The 17,579-nt window shown below is 60.8% G+C and carries 18 protein-coding genes and 1 other RNA gene; 18 read left to right on the top strand and 1 reads right to left on the bottom strand.

Translation table 11 applies throughout. From position 1 onward, the window contains the following. Positions 1-130 precede the first annotated feature (130 nt). The 10 genes from tolQ to ffs all read left to right on the top strand — a co-directional run bounded on the left by tolQ (position 131) and on the right by ffs (position 7,695). The gene (gene tolQ / locus G7Y52_RS05055) at positions 131-826 is read left to right on the top strand and encodes a protein TolQ (RefSeq protein WP_165067113.1); all 696 of its coding nucleotides are present in this window, start codon (positions 131-133) and stop codon (positions 824-826) included. 1 nt (position 827) lies between these two features. Continuing rightward, positions 828-1,280 carry a protein TolR gene (gene tolR / locus G7Y52_RS05050; RefSeq protein WP_165067110.1) on the top strand — a complete coding sequence of 151 codons (453 nt, stop codon included), beginning with the start codon at positions 828-830 and terminating at the stop codon, positions 1,278-1,280. A 6-nt stretch (positions 1,281-1,286) separates the two neighbouring features. Next, complete coding sequence (locus G7Y52_RS05045; RefSeq protein ID WP_165067107.1) at positions 1,287-2,246, top strand: cell envelope integrity protein TolA; 960 nt, start codon at positions 1,287-1,289, stop codon at positions 2,244-2,246. Positions 2,247-2,260: 14 nt separating this feature from the next. After that, positions 2,261-2,443: a hypothetical protein gene (locus G7Y52_RS05040; RefSeq protein ID WP_165067104.1), complete on the top strand. Its 183-nt coding sequence runs from the start codon at positions 2,261-2,263 to the stop codon at positions 2,441-2,443. 50 nt (positions 2,444-2,493) lie between these two features. After that, complete coding sequence (locus G7Y52_RS05035; RefSeq protein ID WP_165067101.1) at positions 2,494-3,411, top strand: TonB family protein; 918 nt, start codon at positions 2,494-2,496, stop codon at positions 3,409-3,411. Between the two features lie 33 nt (positions 3,412-3,444). After that, the gene (locus G7Y52_RS05030) at positions 3,445-4,764 is read left to right on the top strand and encodes a PD40 domain-containing protein (protein ID WP_165067207.1); all 1,320 of its coding nucleotides are present in this window, start codon (positions 3,445-3,447) and stop codon (positions 4,762-4,764) included. A gap of 345 nt (positions 4,765-5,109) precedes the next feature. Then, on the top strand, positions 5,110-5,577 hold the full coding sequence (gene pal, locus G7Y52_RS05025) for a peptidoglycan-associated lipoprotein Pal (RefSeq protein WP_165067098.1): 468 nt from the start codon (positions 5,110-5,112) through the stop codon (positions 5,575-5,577). A 129-nt stretch (positions 5,578-5,706) separates the two neighbouring features. Beyond that, complete coding sequence (locus G7Y52_RS05020) at positions 5,707-6,678, top strand: D-2-hydroxyacid dehydrogenase (protein ID WP_165067093.1); 972 nt, start codon at positions 5,707-5,709, stop codon at positions 6,676-6,678. A 2-nt stretch (positions 6,679-6,680) separates the two neighbouring features. After that, positions 6,681-7,496, top strand: a complete 816-nt coding sequence (locus G7Y52_RS05015; protein WP_165067089.1) for an amidohydrolase family protein — start codon at positions 6,681-6,683, stop codon at positions 7,494-7,496. A gap of 113 nt (positions 7,497-7,609) precedes the next feature. Then, positions 7,610-7,695, top strand: an RNA gene (gene ffs / locus G7Y52_RS05010) — signal recognition particle sRNA small type. Between the two features lie 169 nt (positions 7,696-7,864). Here ffs and G7Y52_RS05005 read toward each other — a convergent pair. Next, entirely contained in the window at positions 7,865-8,665 is an 801-nt protein-coding gene (locus G7Y52_RS05005) for an FCD domain-containing protein (RefSeq protein ID WP_277424289.1), read from the bottom strand. A 462-nt stretch (positions 8,666-9,127) separates the two neighbouring features. Between G7Y52_RS05005 and G7Y52_RS05000 the strand changes: the two genes are divergently transcribed. The 8 genes from G7Y52_RS05000 (at position 9,128) to citF (ending at position 17,540) form a co-directional block, all read left to right on the top strand. Continuing rightward, a complete protein-coding gene (locus G7Y52_RS05000; RefSeq protein ID WP_165067083.1) occupies positions 9,128-10,021 on the top strand; it encodes a CoA ester lyase in 894 nt (297 codons plus the stop codon). 142 nt (positions 10,022-10,163) lie between these two features. Continuing rightward, complete coding sequence (locus tag G7Y52_RS04995; protein WP_346773710.1) at positions 10,164-11,414, top strand: malic enzyme-like NAD(P)-binding protein; 1,251 nt, start codon at positions 10,164-10,166, stop codon at positions 11,412-11,414. A gap of 43 nt (positions 11,415-11,457) precedes the next feature. Continuing rightward, complete coding sequence (locus G7Y52_RS04990; RefSeq protein WP_165067076.1) at positions 11,458-12,849, top strand: FAD-linked oxidase C-terminal domain-containing protein; 1,392 nt, start codon at positions 11,458-11,460, stop codon at positions 12,847-12,849. Between the two features lie 99 nt (positions 12,850-12,948). After that, positions 12,949-14,241 carry a (Fe-S)-binding protein gene (locus G7Y52_RS04985; protein ID WP_165067204.1) on the top strand — a complete coding sequence of 431 codons (1,293 nt, stop codon included), beginning with the start codon at positions 12,949-12,951 and terminating at the stop codon, positions 14,239-14,241. A 380-nt stretch (positions 14,242-14,621) separates the two neighbouring features. Beyond that, positions 14,622-14,891 (top strand): citrate lyase acyl carrier protein, encoded by a 270-nt coding sequence (gene citD / locus G7Y52_RS04980; protein ID WP_165067073.1) that lies wholly within the window; start codon positions 14,622-14,624, stop codon positions 14,889-14,891. Between the two features lie 12 nt (positions 14,892-14,903). Beyond that, positions 14,904-15,596, top strand: coding sequence for an aldolase/citrate lyase family protein (locus G7Y52_RS04975; RefSeq protein WP_165067070.1), 693 nt, complete (start codon positions 14,904-14,906; stop codon positions 15,594-15,596). Positions 15,597-15,673: 77 nt separating this feature from the next. Beyond that, complete coding sequence (locus G7Y52_RS04970; RefSeq protein ID WP_165067067.1) at positions 15,674-15,961, top strand: hypothetical protein; 288 nt, start codon at positions 15,674-15,676, stop codon at positions 15,959-15,961. A gap of 19 nt (positions 15,962-15,980) precedes the next feature. After that, a complete protein-coding gene (gene citF / locus G7Y52_RS04965) occupies positions 15,981-17,540 on the top strand; it encodes a citrate lyase subunit alpha (RefSeq protein WP_165067064.1) in 1,560 nt (519 codons plus the stop codon). The last annotated feature ends 39 nt before the right edge of the window (positions 17,541-17,579 follow it).

Raw genomic sequence — 17,579 nt, 5'->3', positions numbered from 1 at the left:
AAATAACTTTAAAAAAAATCTTGAAAAAATGCCCCGCTCGTTGCATCCTCCGCAGCAAAAGCCGGTGGCGCTCATCCCGCCACGGGCGCAACGTCAGCCGGGTGTATTGCGCATTGTTACGGAGAACCACATGGAATTCAGTTTTTTTTCGATAATTGCCCAGGCCAGTCTGGTGGCCAAAGCCGTATTGACGCTTCTGCTGGTCATGTCCGTGGCCAGCTGGGGTATGATGATCCAGAAGTACATTGCGCTCAACGCCGCCAACCGCAAAGCCCTGAGCGGCACAGAGCGCTTCGAGAAAGCCTCCAATCTGCGCGAGGCCGTGCAGTCTCTGGGTTCCGATCCGGCATCGCCGCTGTATTATATTGCCCATCAGGGCGTGCTGGAATTTAACCGCTCCAAGGAGCTGGGCAACAGCAGCGAAGTCGTGGTGGACAATGTGCGCCGCTCCCTGCGCCAGGGCGTGGCCAGCGAGCTGTCCCGCTTGCAGCGTTCCCTTTCGCTTCTGGCCACCACGGCGAACACCGCGCCCTTTATCGGCCTGTTCGGCACGGTCTGGGGCATCATGAGTTCCTTCCACTCCATCGGCATGCTCAAATCCGCCTCCCTGGCCACGGTGGCTCCGGGCATTTCCGAAGCCCTGATAGCCACGGCCGTCGGCCTGGCAGTGGCCGTGCCCGCCACGGTGGGCTTCAATGTCTTCATGGGCAAGCTCTCGCAGGTAGACACCCTGCTGGTCAACTTCGCGGGCGTCTTTCTGAACCGCGTCCAGCGCGAGCTCAATGCCCATCGCCCGGTGCAGCGCACGGGCAATACGGAGCTCTGAGATGAGCGCCAACCTGGGCAACGGCAATAAATTCGTCTCGGAAATCAACGTCACGCCCTTTGTGGACGTGATGCTGGTGCTTTTGATCATTTTTATGGTGGCCACGCCCATGATGAGCCAGGGGCTGGATGTGGATCTGCCCCAGACCAAGCAGGTGGAAGTGCTGCCCACCGAGAATGACCATATGATCCTGACCGTGCGCCGCGACGGCAGGATTTTTCTGGATGAATATGCCGTGGACGACATGAACGAGCTGGAAGGCCACCTGCAACGCCTGGTCAAGGAAAAAAACAAAAGCCTTTTCCTGCGGGCCGACAAGGAAGTTCCTTACGGCATTGTGGTTGAGGTCATGGGCCATATCAAGGCCGTGGGCATTGAAAAGCTGGGCGTGGTGGCCGAACAGCCCGAAGACGTCCCCGGCGGCAGGCGCGCTCCCGGCGCGTCCTCGAAGTAGGTTTACATGCGCCTGGCTTCCTATGTTCTTTCCCTCTGCCTGCATCTGGCGGCTTTTTTGCTGATCTGGTTCTGGCCCGCCAGCCCGCCGATCAGGCTTGACAGCATGCCGGTGATGATCAGCCTGGTAGAGGGCGCGCCCGGCGGCAACCGGACGCCCTCCCCGATTCTGGGGCACATGGGCGAACCCGGCGACGGGCCTCTGGCCCCCACGCCGCCTGCGCCCAAAAACGAAATCGCCGCGCGCGCGCGGGAAGAAGTCAAGGAACCGGCGCCCCTGCCCGCTCCCCCCAGGGAAGCCACGCCGATCAAGCGGCCCGAACCTTTGAAGGAACCCAAAAAACCGGCGCCCGTCAAAGAACAAGCCACCCCCATTGCGCAGAAAAAAGCGGAAAAGCCCCAGGCGGAAAAGCCGAAAAAGGAAGAAAAAAAGCCTGCCGAAAAACCGAAAAAACAGGAAAAGAAAGCAGAGCCGAAAAAAGAAAGCCCGAAAAAGCAGGCTCCCAAAGATGATCCTGTAGCCGCCGCCCTGAAGCAGGCCCGGCGCAAGGCTTCTTCGCGCGCGGATTCCGGCGACCGGGGCAATGCCATTGAGCAGGCCCTGGCCCAGGCCCAGCGCCAGGCCGGCGGCAACCGCGGCGGAGGCGGCGGCGAAGGCGACGGGCCGGGCGGGGGCGGGCTGAACAACCTGTATATGGGCGAGGTTATGCTGGCCGTGCGCCCCAACTGGAGCTTCAATTCCGCGCAACGGGTCAATCTGAGCTGCGTGGTCAAGGTCCGGGTGGACATGCAGGGCAACGTACTGCAAGCGGAAGTCAGCCAGAGCTCGGGCAACGCCTTGTTTGACGCTTCGGCAGTGAACTCCGTGCTGAGCACCAGCCGCGCAGGGGAGTTCCCGCCGCCGCCCTCGCCCGAATACACGGATCTGGATCTGATCTTCAGATATGAAGAACTTATGGCGCGCTAGCCCGCAAGGAGGCCATGCCGTTTCCGCTGCGCGCATGTTTTTTGCTCCCGCTGGCCGCCCTGCTGTGCATGGCCGTCCGGCTTCCGGCCCAGGCCGTGAGGCGCGCCTGCGACGCGGGGCGGTTCCCGCCTCCGCCGTCATCCGGGTATACGGAACTGGAGCTGGTGTTCACGTCGGACGAAACCGTGAAAGACTGAAGCAAGGTCACACTTTCACGCGCCTCGTCGCCCATAAGGAGAATAATGCTATGTCATTTCCGTTGCGCGCGGGCGCGCTGATCCTGCTGGGGGCTTTGGTCTTCACCCCGGACTCTGCGTCTGGCGCGGCTTTGGCCGCGGCGGACCAGAACGACGGCTATTCCGGCAAAGTGCTTGACAAGGTGCTCGCGGTCTGGGCCCCGCCGCCCGCGCTCAAAGGCGAATTTGAAGTCAGAGTGCGCATTTCCCTGGACGGCCAGGGCAAGGTCCTGGCCTGCACGCCGACCAGGACATCGGGCATGGATGCCCTGGACAGATCCGCCTGCGGCGCGGTGCGCCAGATCGCCGGTTTCGGCACGCCGCCGTACGGCATGCCCCTGGATGTGCATCTGGCTTTCTGGACCGGCACGCCCCGGGGCAAGGATTCCGCTGCCAGGACTGCCGCCAGCGCCCCGCGCCCCGGCACAGCGAAAAACGGAGTGAGCGACGAGAGCGCGGCCACAGCGCCGATCAAGGCTTCTCAAAAGAAAAACGCGGCCCAAGCCGTTGCCGCCGGAACGAAAAAGCCCGCGGAATCGCAGAAGCCCTCCCCCACGGGCCTGACTGATGAAGAAATGCGGCTGACCCTGAGCGCGCCGGAACCCGCGGCCCAGGGGCGGCCCGTGCAGCCCAAGGCGCAGGACAAGTACGATCCGCGCTACCGCAAATATCTTTCCCGTGTGGTCTGGGATTTGCGCAACGCCATGTTTATCCCGGCGGAAACCGCGCCCGGCACCTATTACGCCACTGTGCGGCTGCTTCTGGAGCCCACAGGGGCGATCAAAAACGCCACGCTGCTGGAAAGCAGCGGGGATAAGCGGCTTGACAGGTTCGTGCTGCAGGGCATACGCCGGGCAAACAGCGTGCAGCCGCCCCCGGCGGGCCTCGGCACCACCCTGGAACTCACCTTTACACTGGTGCGCCACTAGGCGGCGCGCCCCTTGAACGAGGATACGGACGCCATGAAAAAATACTTCCTTCTCCTGGCCCTCGGGCTCTGGCTGGCTCTGGGCGGAGCGGCCCAGGCAGCCATGCGCGTGGACATCATCGGTCCGGGCCAGAATATCGTCAATCTGGCCCTGGCCGCCCCGCTTACGGCTCCCCAGGCTCAGGCCACGGGCATGGGCGCGGCTTTGCAAAAACTGATCGAGCAGAATTTGAGCTTTTTGCCTTTCATGCGCCTTACGGACCCCAAAGCCGTGCTGGGCGGCATCGTGCTGGCGGGCTACGAGCCGCCTGCCCTGGATTTCAAGCGTTTCCAGCTGGCCGGCTCGGACATTGTGGTCACCACCTTCTGGCCTGACGGCGACAAGGGCACAAGGCCCGTCCAGATCCGCGCTTTTGAGACCAACACCGGCAGCCGTCTGTTCGGCAAGGAATATCCCAAGGTCGCCACCCGCGACCTGCCCGAAGTGGCGGATCGCTTTTGCGCGGATCTGCTGGAAGCCCTGACCGGCAACGGGGCCTTTTTCCGCTCCACCCTGGCCTTTGTAAAAAAGGCCGGCAAGCTGAGCGCCAATGTCTGGCTGGTCAAGCCCACCGGACGGGATCTGCGCCAGATCACCAATATGCCGGGCGAAGCCATGTCCCCGGCCTGGTCGCCGGACGGACGCTTTGTGGTCTTTACCCACATCGATCCCAAATCCCATGCCCTGGGCGTCTGGGATCGCTCCTCGGGCAAGGTGCAGCGCATCCGCTTCCCGGGCAATGTGGTCATCGGCCCGGCCTTCATGCCGGACAACAAGGTTGCCGTGGCGCTTTCCAACGGCAAATACCCGGTGATCTTCCTGCTCAACCACGTTTTTCAGAAGGAGCGCATTCTGGAACAGAGCAACGCGATCAACGTCTCGCCCACCTTTGACAGCACCGGCACCAGGATGGCTTTCACCTCCTCCCGCATGGGCGGCCCGCAGATCTTCCTCAAGGATCTGAACAGCGGCGCGGTGACCAGAGTGAGCAAGAACGGCACATACAACACCGAGGCCAACCTCTCCCCGGACGGCACGCTGGTGGTCTACAGCCGGATGACCGATTTCGGGCACCGCATCTTCGTGCAGGATATGCTGACCGGCATTGAGCGCCAGATAACCTTCGGCCCGGGCAGCGACGAGCAGCCTTCCTTCTGCGCGGACAGCTACTTCATCGCCTTTTCCTCCACCCGCGGGGGCGGTCGCGGCATTTACCTGACCACCCGGCACGGCGGCGACGCCAAAAAAGTGCCCACCGGAAGCGGCCCGGCATCCTTCCCGCGCTGGGGCATGCCGGTGAGCGCCTCCAAATAACAGGCAGGCAAGCAACGCATTGTCCTCCCGGAGTGCGGTTTTCGCATCCGGGAGGCTTTTTTCTGCGCAAGGCGCTGCCGTGGCCCGGCCCGGGAAGAGGCTGTTGCCATGCCCGCGCCATCCGGCTTTGCGAGGGATTTTGCCTGAGAAAGCCGCCTGACGCTCTTTTTCCTCCCTCCCGCAGAGCCGGGTAAAAAAAATTTTACGAAAGTGTGCGGAATACGCCTTCCATGCCTTGACAAAAATAGAGGGGCAGATACCATCTCTTCTGCGAGGTCAATGAGGTCCCGCGTTGTGCAGAAAGGAAAGGTATTTTTTTGGAGTACGAGCTGTCAGGAGGACACCATGAAACGTTATGCTCTTCTTCTCGCCTTAGTTCTGGCCCTGGCCGCCGGTTTCGGCTGCGCCAAGAAGACCACCGCCGAACCCGGCTATGACGATGGCCTTACGCCCGAAATGCGCGCCGCCATCCAGCAGATTACCGACGCCCGCGTCTATTTCGCTTTTGACAAGTTCAACATTGATCCCCAGTACAAGGAAATGCTGAAGGCCAAAGCCGACTTGATGAAGCAGTATCCCAGCATCCGCGTGCGCATTGAAGGCAACTGCGACGAACGCGGCACCCAGGAATACAACCTGGCCCTCGGCGAACGCCGCGCCCGCGCCGCCTACGAATACATGGTCATGCTGGGCGTGAACCCCAACCAGCTTGAAATGCTCAGCTACGGCAAGGAAAATCCGGCCGTGCAGGGCAATAACGAGGCTGCCTGGGCCAAGAACCGCCGCGACGACTTCCGCGTGATCGCCCACTAGGCTTTCCCCCGCAGGCATTATGAGGCCGTCCCGCTCGGGGCGGCCTTTTCTTGTGCCTGTAGCCGCTCTGCACGCTTGCGGGCCGGCCCGGCTTCACGCTACACTTCTTTCATAACCAAGGATGTTGTCATGAAGATAGCCGTTCTGGACGGCGCCGTGCTGAACCCCGGTGATGTAGACTGGGCTCCCCTCAAGGCTCTCGGAGCACTGACCGTGTACGACGAAACCTCCGGGGAAGAACTGGCCGAACGGGCGCGCGGCGTGGACGTGCTGCTGGTCAACAAAACCGCGCTGCGCCGCCAGGATCTGGACAAGCTTGACGGCGTGCGTCTGGTGGGCGTGCTGGCCACAGGCTACAATACCGTGGACATAGAGGGCCTGGCCGAGCGGAAGATCCCGGTCTGCAACGTGGTCGCCTACGGCGTGGACGATGTGGCCCAGCATGCCCTGGCCCTCTTGCTGGAGCTTTGCCGGCACACCAGCCTGCACACCCGCAGCGTCAAGAACGGCGATTGGGAAAAGTCCGGGCAATGGTGCTACTGGAAACGCACCCCGCTGTGCCTGCGGGGTCTGACCATGGGCGTGATCGGTTTCGGTTCCATCGGCCGCCGGGTGGGCGAGCTGGCGCACGCTTTCGGCATGAGCGTGCTGGCGCAGTGCCGCGTGCCCAAAAATCCGCCGACCTACACGCCCTTTGCCTTTGCCGGGCTGGAGCAGGTGCTGGCCTGCTCGGACGTCATTTCCCTGCACTGTCCGCTCACGCCCGAGACGCGCGGGCTGATCAACGCGCAAACCCTGGCGAAAATGCGCCACGGCGCCATTTTGCTGAACACGGCGCGCGGCCCGCTGGTGGATGAAGCCGCCGCGGCTGAAGCCCTGAAAAGCGGCCGCCTCCGCGGCCTGGGCACAGATGTGCTCTCCAGGGAGCCGCCCGCGCCGGGCAACCCCTTGCTCAGCGCGCCCAACACCCTGATAACGCCGCACATGGCCTGGGCCACCGCCAAAGCCCGGCAGAACATCATTGATCTTATGGCCGAAAACATCCGCCGCTGGCAGCAAGGCGCTCCGATCAACGTGGTCAATGGAGTCTGCAAGGCATAACCATGTTCATCGACATCCATACCCACGCCTTTCACCCCAAAATCGCCCATAAGGCCGTGGATCATCTCAACAGCTTTTATAATGTGGCCTGCGCCGGCGACGGCACCATCGATCACCTGCTGGCTCGGGAAAAACACGCGGGGCTGGATAAATGCGTGGTGCTCTGCGCGGCCACGGCGCCGGCCCAGGTGATCCCGGCCAACAATTACGCCGTGAGCCTGCAGAACAGCCACCCTGAAGTCATCGGCTTCGGGACGCTGCATCCCGGCTATGAAAGCTGGCAGGCCGAACTGGCGCGGATCAAGGCCGCGGGCCTGCGGGGGATCAAGCTGCATCCGGATTTTCAGGGCTTCTGGCTCAACGACGAGCGGCTGTTGCCCATCTTTGAGGCCGCGCAGGAGGATTTTATTTTTGAAATCCACATCGGGGACGCCACGCGCCCGGAGAATAATCCCTCCTGCCCCTATAAGCTGGCCCACATTCTGGATACCTTTCCCCGGCTCAGGATCATTGCCGCGCATCTGGGCGGCTACCGCATGTGGGAGCACGCGCTCAAAGCCCTGGGCGGCAGGCAGCGCGACAATCTCTGGTTCGATACCTCAAGCAGCACTCCTTTTGTCACGCCCGAACTGCTCAAAACCCTGTTCGCCGTCTTTCCGAGAGAGCGCCTGCTGTTCGGCACGGACTGGCCGCTCTATGACCCGGAGGAAGAGCTGGAGCGGCTGCAACGCATGGCGGGCCTGAGCGAGGACGAGCTGGAAGCCGTGATGAGCAATGCCACGGAGTTGTTCGCCTTGCAGGAGAAGGGATTGGGATAACGGCAGCAGTTAGAGCATTTTCTCTTTGAAAATGCTCTAACTGCTCTGGCGCGCGTCTCGCTTCCCTCACGCGCGCATTGACAGACAGCCCGTTTTGCGGGTAAAGCTTTTGCCAGGCCGGACGGCGGCAGCACTGCCAACCCCGTCAGGTCCGAAAGGAAGCAGCGGCAACAGAGGTTGCCGGGTGTCCGGCCCACAAAAGCCGCAACGGAGAAATACCGTTGCGGCTTTTGCCGTTCAGGGCCGCGCCACGAGAGACGGCTTTAGAGCAATTTCACTTTGAAATTGCTCTGGCGGCCGCGGGAGCGGACGCCAGAGCGTTTAGCTAATTTTATTAGCAAAACGCTCTAGTGCGGCCACGTCCGGCCTCAGCCGGAAATTTTCTCCGGCGTAACGGCTGTTGCTGCTGCCGCGCCGCGGCTGCTTTTTATCGCAGGAAAAGCGAGGTCAGCGCCGTGTTTCGGGGCATGGGCGAAAAGCGCGTTGTCCCACTGCGTTTCGACCATCGTATCCACCTGATAGATGGCGCGCATTTCTTCCAGGTGCAGGCGCATGGCTTGCTCGGCGCCATCGGGATCGCGCCGGGTCAAGGCCTCAAAAACAGCCTGATGCGCCGTGCAGGATCGCTCGCTCTGGCGGCGTACCTGCATGGAAGCATAGAGGGGCGTGATCAGCCAGCCCGCAAAGCCTTCGGCCAGCAGGCCGAGAAAGGGGTTGCCCAGAAATTCCACCAACAGCCGGTGAAATGCGATATCCGCCTCGGCAAAGGAGCGGATTTCGGAATGCTCCAGAAAATGCCGCTGACTTTCCAGAACTTCTTCCAACTGGCCCAGTTGCTCGTCCGTGATGCTGTGCGCAAGCTGCCTGGCTACCGAGGTTTCAAAAAAAAGGCGCAGATCATGCAACTGCCGCCAGCCGTCCGGCGAACTGGAATAAATTTGCAGCGTGGCGCGCATTTCCTCCAGCAGCGGCCTGAGGGTCAGCTTGCAGACCCGGGCGCGCATGCCCGGCGACAATTCGACAAGCCCCATCCGCCCCAGGGCGGACAAGGCCTCCCGCACTGCCGGCCTGCCCACGCCGAACTCTTCCATGAGTTCCCGCTCGGAAGGCAATTTCTGCCCTTCCTGGTAAATACCGGACTGAATGTCCTCCAAAAGACAGGTCAACACCTCGGTATGCACGCGCGGCCGCTGGATGTTGCGCCTTCTTGTTCCCAGTATGTCTGTAAGTTTGCTTCTCATAATAATCGCTGGCACAGGTAAAAAAGTCCGCTGAAAGTGGCGCTGCATGTCTTGAATTACTCTGCCGCACTGTCCGGCAATTGTAAACTCAATGCGCACATTGCCCCGGGCGAATTTCGGCGGCTGCCGAAATTCCTTGCACTTTTTTGGTATGACATGTTGACTTGTCAATAGCAATCTTCTATTTATTATTGAAAGCTCACAAAGTCCCGCCGACCGGAAGATCGCTCGCGCACAGCGCGAGCAGCATGAACGTCGCGCGCGGGTCCGGATCGCGCCGGCCTTGCTCCCGCGGACACTCCCGAGGAGGAGGGACGCGCCGGAATTATTTTCGCCTGGTGAAATGGTCAAGGCAATTTTGCACGACTTTTACACAGAGGAGTTTTTCAAATGGCTGTCATGCGCTCCATCTTCTATGTCCCCGGCAACAACCCCAAATTCATCGAAAAAGCCCCCTCCATCCCGGCCGACATCATCACGCTGGATCTGGAAGATGCCGTTCCCCCGTCCGAGAAGGAAAACGCGCGCAAGATGATCGTCGAGAACATGAACAAGATCGCCAAGGCCAGCGTGAGCGGCGCTGAAATGTATGTGCGCATCAACAACTGGGAAACCGAGATGACCAACGACGACCTGGAAGCCGTGGTGCAGCCCGGCCTCAACGGCGTCACCCTGGCCAAAACCGGTCATCCCGACGACGTGAAACGCCTGGCCTGGAAGCTGGAAGAGCTGGAACGCCGCCGCGGCATGGAAGTCGGCACGGTGAAAATCTCCATGCTGCTGGAAACCGCCAAGGGCATCATGAACGCCTATGAGTGCTGCATGGCCAGCCCGCGCAACGTCAACGCCATCTTCGGCGCCGTGGACTACTGCCGCGACATGCACGTCAAAATCACCAACGAAGCCGTGGAGCAGCTCTGGGGCCGCGCCAAGGTCGCCATCGCCTGCCGCGCCTCCGGCCTCGTGGCCATTGACGCCCCCTTTGTCTCCTTCCAGGACACCGAAGCTTTTGAACGGAACGTGCGCGACGGCCTGCAGATGGGCTACGGCGGTCGCATGATCATCCATCCCAGCCAGGTGGAGCCTTCCAACCGTCTGTATGCGCCGGACCCGGCCGACGTGGAATGGGCCCGTGGCGTGGTGAAAGTGTTCGAGGAAGAGGGCCTGGCCAAGGGCAAAGCCGCCGTGTCCTACCTGGGCAAGATGGTCGACACCCCGGTATACGACAACGCCCGCGACATTCTGGCCGCTCAGGCTGAAATCGACGCCAAGAACAACAGATAAGCGCGCCGTCTCCACGGTTTCCGGGCGCGACCGCCCGGAAACCGCGTATTCAGCCGAGGCCGCCGACGGCATAGGGCTCAGTGCGGCTTTTCCGGCTCCGCCACCTGGATTCTACAGATGAAGGAGAGACTCCATGTCACGTATCAAAAATCTGCGCGAAGAAGCCCTGGCCATGCACAAGGACAACCAGGGGAAAATTGAAATCCGGGTTAAGGTGCCTGTGCGGGATGCCGATGATCTGACCCTCGCCTATTCCCCGGGCGTGGCCGAGCCCTGCATGGAAATCAACAAAAATCCGTCCGATGTGGACGTGTACACCAACCACTCCAACTTTGTCTGCGTGGTCTCCGACGGCACGGCCGTGCTGGGCCTCGGAAATATCGGCCCGGCCGCGGCCATGCCGGTTATGGAAGGCAAATCCCTGCTGTTCAAGACCTTCGGCGACGTGGATGCCTTCCCCCTGTGCGTGAACACCAGGGACACCGCCAAAATCGTGGAGCTCGTCGAGCTTCTCGCCCCCACCTTCGGCGGGGTGAACCTTGAGGACATCAAGGCGCCCGAATGTTTTGTGATTGAAGACAGCCTGAAAAAAAACGGCGTCTTCAAGGGCCCCATCTTCCATGACGATCAGCACGGCACGGCGGTGGTCACCCTGGCCGGTCTGATCAATGCCCTGAAAGTGGTGGGCAAAAAGCTGGAAGACATCAAGGTGGTCACCAGCGGCGCGGGCGCGGCCGGCATTGCGATCATCAAGCTGCTGATGGCCGTGGGCCTCAAGAACGTGATCATGTGCGACTCCAGGGGCGCCATCTGGGACGGACGCCCCGAGGGCATGAATCCCTATAAGATCGAGATCGCAAAGCACACCAATCCGGACAAGGTCAAGGGCGGCCTGGCCGAGGCCATCAGGGGCGCGGATGTCTTCATCGGCGTGTCGGCCCCCAATTCTCTGGACGAAGCCATGATCAAAAGCATGGCCAAAGATCCCATTGTCTTTGCCCAGGCCAATCCCATTCCGGAAATCTGGCCCTTGCAGCGCGCCCATGACGCCGGGGCCAGGGTTGTGGCCACGGGCCGCTCGGACTGCCCCAACCAGATCAACAATGTTCTCGCCTTTCCGGGCATTTTCCGGGGCGCCATCGACGTGCGCGCCACGGACATCAACGACGCCATGAAGATTGCCGCGGCCCGGGCCATCGCGGAACTGGTTCCGGCCGCAGAGCTGAGCCCGACCCTGATTATTCCTTCCACCCTGAACCCCGACGTGGCGCCTATGGTTGCGGCGGCAACGGCTAAAGCGGCTATGGACAGCGGCATTGCCCGCGTGAGGATCGATCCCGCCGTGGTGGCGGAAAATCTACGGCAGCGCCTGGCCAAGCAAGTGCGCGCCTGAGCATGTCGCTCGCAAAATCCTCTAACCCTGTTGGGGAAAAGACATGTTGAGTGATTCCCTTGCCAAGGAATTTGAGGCTATTGTCGGTAAGGAAAACGTCTTTACCAGCGAAGCTGACCGCCAGAACTACGCCTATGACTCGTGCGTGTGGGCTCCCTGCATTCCCGGCGGCGTCGTGCGACCCACCAGCACCGAGCAGCTGGGCCCGATCATCGAGCTCTGCTACAAGGAAGGCCTGCCCATGACCGTGCGCGGCGCGGGCACCAACCTTTCCGGCGGCACCATTCCGGACAGCACCGACACCATCGTCATTCTCACCACCGCTCTGAACCGCATCCTTGAAATCAATACCGAAGACCTCTACGCCATTGTGGAACCCGGCGTGATCACCGCCCCCATGGCGGCCAAAATCGCTTCCCTGGGCGTCTTCTATCCCCCGGATCCGGGCTCCATGTCCGTATCCACCATCGGCGGCAACGTGGCCGAGAACTCCGGCGGCCTGCGCGGTCTGAAATACGGCACCACCAAAGACTATGTCATGGGCATGGAAGTCTACGCCAACACCGGCGATCTGGTGCGTTGCGGCTCGCGTTGCGTGAAATGCGCCACGGGGTACGCCATTGCTCCCCTTCTGGTGGGCAGCGAAGGCACCCTGGCCGTCACCAGCCAGGTAACCCTGAAACTTGTGCCCCCGCCCAAGGCCTCCAAAGCCATGATGGCCCTGTTCTCGGACATGCAGTCCGCCTCCAAAGCCGTGGCCGCGATCATCTCCGCCCATGTGGTGCCCTGCACCCTGGAATTTCTGGATCACGCCACCATCAACTATGTGGAAGATTATGTGAAGATCGGCCTGCCCCGCGACGCCGGCGCCATGCTGCTTGTGGAAGTGGACGGCCATCCCGCCCAGGTCCAGGACGAAGCCGCCATCGTGGAAAAGGTGCTCAAGGACTGCGGCTCCACGGAAGTGGTGGTGGCCAAGGACGCCGAGCAGAAAAAGAATATCTGGGAAGCCCGCCGCGTGGCCATTCCGGCTCTCGCCCGCGCCCGTCCCACGTTCATGATGGAAGACGTCACCGTGCCGCGCTCCCAGATTCCGGCCATGATCGCGGGTCTGGAAAAGATCGCCAAGGATCGCAACGTGACCATTGCCACCTTTGGCCACGCCGGCGACGGCAACCTTCACCCCGGCATCCTCTGCGACAAGCGCGACAAGCAGGAATGGGCGCGGGTGGAGCTGGCCGTGGACGACCTCTTCAACCTCGGCCTTGAGCTCAAGGGCACGCTTTCCGGCGAGCACGGCATCGGCCTTGCCAAGAAGCAGTGGCTTGAGAAAGAGACGTCGAGAGGCTCCATCATGTTCTCGCGCCGCCTGCGCAACGCATTTGACCCCAAGGGCCTGTTCAATCCGGAAAAAATCGTCGGCGCCCGTGGGTAGAAAATCCGCCGGGGCGGCATCGCCGCCCCGGAACTATAAATCTCAAGCAGCCGGATGGACGACGGCAAACAGCTTTCCGTCCGGCACAGGGGCTGGAGCATGAACGATCTTACCAGGCTTGCCAATTCGTTGATGGCTCTGGACGACAAGCTGGTCTCCTGCATGAAATGCGGCTTTTGCCAGGCCTTCTGCCCGGTTTTTGACGAAACCGGCCAGGAAGGCGACGTGACCCGAGGCAAAATCGCCCTTGTGGAAAACCTGGCCCACCTTGTCCTCCAGGATCCTGAAGCGGTTCACGAGCGGCTTTCCCGCTGTCTCCTCTGCGGCGGCTGCAATTTCAGCTGCCCGGCAGGCGCGCCCACTATGGATATTTTCCTTGAAGCGCGCGCCATTGTGGTCGGCTATCTGGGGCTTTCGCCCATCAAGAAGGCCATCTTCCGCACGTTGCTTCCCAATCCGAAACTTTTCAGCACCCTCTTGAAATTGAGCTCGCCCTTCCAGGGCCTGTTCATCAGAAAGGACAACTCGCCCCAGAACACGGCCTGCGTGCCAATGTTCAAGGCTTTTATCGGCGAGCGGCATATCCCCATGCTGGCTAAGCAGACCCTGGCCGCCAAAGTGGGCAGGCGCGACACCCCGGCCGGCAAAAGCGGGCTCAGGGTGGCCTTCTTCCCGGGCTGCATGGGCGACAAGATCTATGTGGACATGAGCATGGCCTGTCTGAAGGTCTTCGAGCATCACGGCGTAGGCGTCTTTTTGCCCGACAACCTTGCCTGTTGCGGCATTCCCGCGCTGGTTTCCGGCGACAAGAAGAGTTTTTCCAAGATGGCGAAATACAATCTGGACGTGTTCAAAAAGGGCAATTTCGACTATATTGTCACGCCCTGCTCGTCCTGCACGGCCACCATCAAGGAACACTGGCAGAACGCCGAAGACCTTTCGGCCCAGGACAAGGAATTTGCCCGTCAACTGGGCGAAAAAGCCATGGACATCAACGCCTTTGTGGTGGATGTGCTCAAAGTGGCTCCGCCCGAGGGCGCGGGCAAAGGCCGGACCAAGGTCACGTATCATGAATCCTGCCATCTGATGAAATCTCTGCGGGTCAGCAAACAACCCAAGGATCTCATCAAGATGAACAAAGACTATGAATACGTGCCCCTGAAGGAAGCGGATCACTGCTGCGGCTGCGGCGGCACCTTCACCCTCACGCAGCCGGAGCTTTCCGCCAAGATCGGCCAGCGCAAGCGCGACAATATCGTGGCCAGCGGCGCCGAGGTCGTGGCCATGGGCTGCCCGGCCTGCATGATGCAGATATCCGACATGCTGGCCCGCAATCATGACCCGATCAAAGTCAAGCACACCATTGAGATCTACGCGGATTCCCTGCACTGAGCAAACGCGGGCCGCACGGCATCCGGCATGCGACCCGCGGCAAAAAACGCCGCCGGCCGGCGGGATGTGAATCAATGCGAAGCAAATGGGCAGGACCGTTGAGGCCCTGCCCATTGCGGAACAGGCGCTTATTTTTTGCAAAACCTGTGGCCGCAAAGTAGAGCATTTTGCCCTCGAAAATGCTCTCATACCGCACACTGTGCGGCATGGGAGCATTTCAAAATTGAAATGCTCCAGGGGGCTGAAAAGCGCGACCAACGTCCCTTTGCCGGAAAAAGCGCCAGGGACGGCGCGCAATCAGACCGGCGGCGGCCTGCCCAGGGCCTGTTTATTGCCTTTTCCCAGATTGAAAATGCCAAAACCACAAGGAGACCAGCACCATGCACCTCAGCAAAATCGGCGAAGCCGGATCGGCTGAACGCGGCGATATTCTTGTGACTGTGACTCCCGCCCAGGAAGCGGGCATTCAGGTGGAACTGACCGGAAAGCCGGTCATCCTCAAACAGTTTGGCCGCCAGATTAAAGAGTTGATCGCCGAAACTGCCGCCAAAAGCGGCGTGCAGCATGCCCTGATCAGCGCCAAAGACGGCGGCGCGCTTGATTGCACCATCAAAGCCAGAGTCCGCGCGGCCATCCAGCGGGCCGTGTAAGGGAGCGTCACCATGAGAAGCGTACTGTTCATTAACGGCAACGACCCCAAAGCCCTGCTCAATTCCACGCTCTACGGCGCGGACGCGCTGGCCTATGATCTGCATGACGCGGTGGACGCGGCCAATAAAGACGCGGCTCGCCTGCTGCTGCAGGAGGCACTGGCCTTTTTCGACTTCGGGCAGGCCAGGGTTTTCGTGCGGATAAATCCCATGAGCGAGTGCGGCGCCGAGGATATCGCGGTGGCGGGCAAAGGCAGGCCGCAGGCTTTTATTCTTCCCCAGGCCGATGCGGCCTGCGTGCGCGAGGCCGATACGGCCATTGCCGCACTGGAAGCGGAGAACGGCTTTGCCGCGGGCTCGATCAAGCTGATTCCCGTGGCGGAAAGCGCCCTGGCCATTGCAAACACCGCCGAGTTGCTGGCAAGCTGCCCCAGAATCATAGCCGCTGTTTTCAATGCCAGGGGTTTTCTGAAAGATATGGGAGCGCCCGACGCCGGCGCGAGCGAACAAGTGCTTTATGCCCGCAGCAGGCTGGCCGTTGCCTGCCGCGTGGCCGGCATTCCGGCCATTGACGGGGCCTTCCTCCAGGCCAAGGATGCGGACGGCCTTACAGCGGACGCGGCCAGAGCCAGATCTCTCGGCTTCAGCGGCAAAGTCGCTGTGAGCGGCAATCAGGTTCCGGTCATCAACGAAATTTTCGCCTGACCGCAGCCGCACAATCCTCTCAGACAGGAGAGCGTTTTGCTCATGAAATCAGCTCAACGCTCTGGCAGGGCGAAGCCATGCCCGCCGCAAATCTGCATGTGAGAGCAGGCGCCTTCAATACTTTGAAAGTACAGCATCTCAAAGTTGCTCTGCTCCAGATAGAGCGGTTTGCTGTTGAAAACGGCAACCGCTCTGGCGGTCGCGGGAGCGGACGCCCGCGCCGAATGAGCCTGAAAACCACGCTTTTCAGGCGCTTGTCCCGCTTGCGGGGACTTGTCCCGCTTGCGGGGACTTGTCCCGCTTGCGGGGAAATGATGGCAGCGCCGCTTTTGAAATTGAATAATTTCAAAAGCAAAACGCTCTAACGGAAGAAGGAAAAGCAGCATGAAAAATATTCTGGGCCGTGATATCCCCGACTATATTGAAGGTTACGGGCAGGTGAAGCCGTTTATCGGCGCATACGCCAGCCTTGACGACAGATCGAGAACCATTGTCAAACGCCGCACCGTTAAACCCGGCAACAAGCTTGAGGCCGGCGATCAAAAGCTGCTCGGCTCCATTGAGGAAGTTCTGGACAAGGTGGGCCTGCGCGACGGCATGACCGTGTCTTTTCACCATCATCTGCGCAACGGCGACTATGTAACCAATATGGTCATGAAAGCCATTGCCGACAGGGGGATTAAAGACATTCACGTGGCTGCCACCGGCATTTTCGCCTGCCATGAGCCCCTGGTGGAATACATCAAATCCGGCGTGATCACCGGCATTTCCGTCAACTACATCTCGCCCGGCCCGGTGGCCAAGGCCATCACCCAGGGCCTTCTGGCCAAACCGGCGGTGCTCCGCAGCCACGGCGGCCGCCCCAGAGCCGTGGAGGCCGGGGATCTGCATGTGGACGTGGCTTTCATTGCCGCGCCCTGCTGCGATGTTTACGGCAACCTCAACGGCACGCAGGGCAAGTCGGCCTGCGGCGTGCTCTCCTATATCTATCCTGACGCTCAGTATGCGGATCAGGTGGTGGCCGTCACGGACAATCTTGTGGATTATCCGGCCTGCCCCATTGAAATCAGCCAGGATTTCGTGGATTATGTCGTGGTTGTGGATTCCATCGGCGATCCCAACGGCATTGTGTCCGGCACCACCAGGGTCACTTCGGATCCCATCGGCCTGAAAATCGCGGCCGCGGCTGCCGAGCTGCTCGACGAGACCGGCTACATCAAGGAAGGCATGTCCTGCCAGACCGGCGCGGGCGGCACCTCCCTGGCTGTGGCCGCCGAGATCAAAAAGCGCATGCTCGCCAAAAATGTTGTCGGCTCTTTCGGCGCGGGCGGCATTACCGCCTATTTTGTGGAAATGCTCAATGAAGGCCTTTTCCGCGCGCTTTTCGACGTGCAGGATTTTGATCTGGTATCCGTGACTTCGGCCGGGAGCAATCCCAAACACATGGCCATGAGCGGCTCCTTGTACGGCAACCCGCACAGTTGCGGACCGGTGGTCAACAACCTGGACATCATGATCCTGGGCGCCACGGAAATAGATACGGACTTTAACGTCAATGTGGTCACCGGCTCGGACGGCACGATCATGGGCGCTTCCGGCGGGCATAACGACACGGCCGCCGGGAGCAAAATCTCCATTGTGGTCACCAATCTGCTCAAGGGCCGCCTCTGCGTGCTGCGCGACACGGTCACCACCGTAACTTCGCCGGGCGAGACCATTGATGTGCTGGTGACGGACAGGGGCATTGCCGTCAACCCGCGGCGCACCGATCTGCTGGAAAAATTGAAAGACTCCACGCTGCCGATCATGGACATCCATAAACTCAAGGAGATCGGCGAAAGACTGGCCGGAAAGCCGGACCCCATTGTATTTACGGATAAGGTGGTGGCCGTGGTGGAATACCGCGACGGCACCGTCATTGATGTGGTCCGGCAGCCCAAATAGAGCATATTTCTTTTGAAACGCTCGCTCCGGCGCTTCACG

This window comes from Desulfovibrio sp. ZJ200 (assembly GCF_011039095.1).
Classification (GTDB): domain Bacteria; phylum Desulfobacterota; class Desulfovibrionia; order Desulfovibrionales; family Desulfovibrionaceae; genus Desulfovibrio.
Note: the sequence above shows the minus strand (reverse complement) of the source record. Positions and strands in the feature narration are given on the sequence as shown.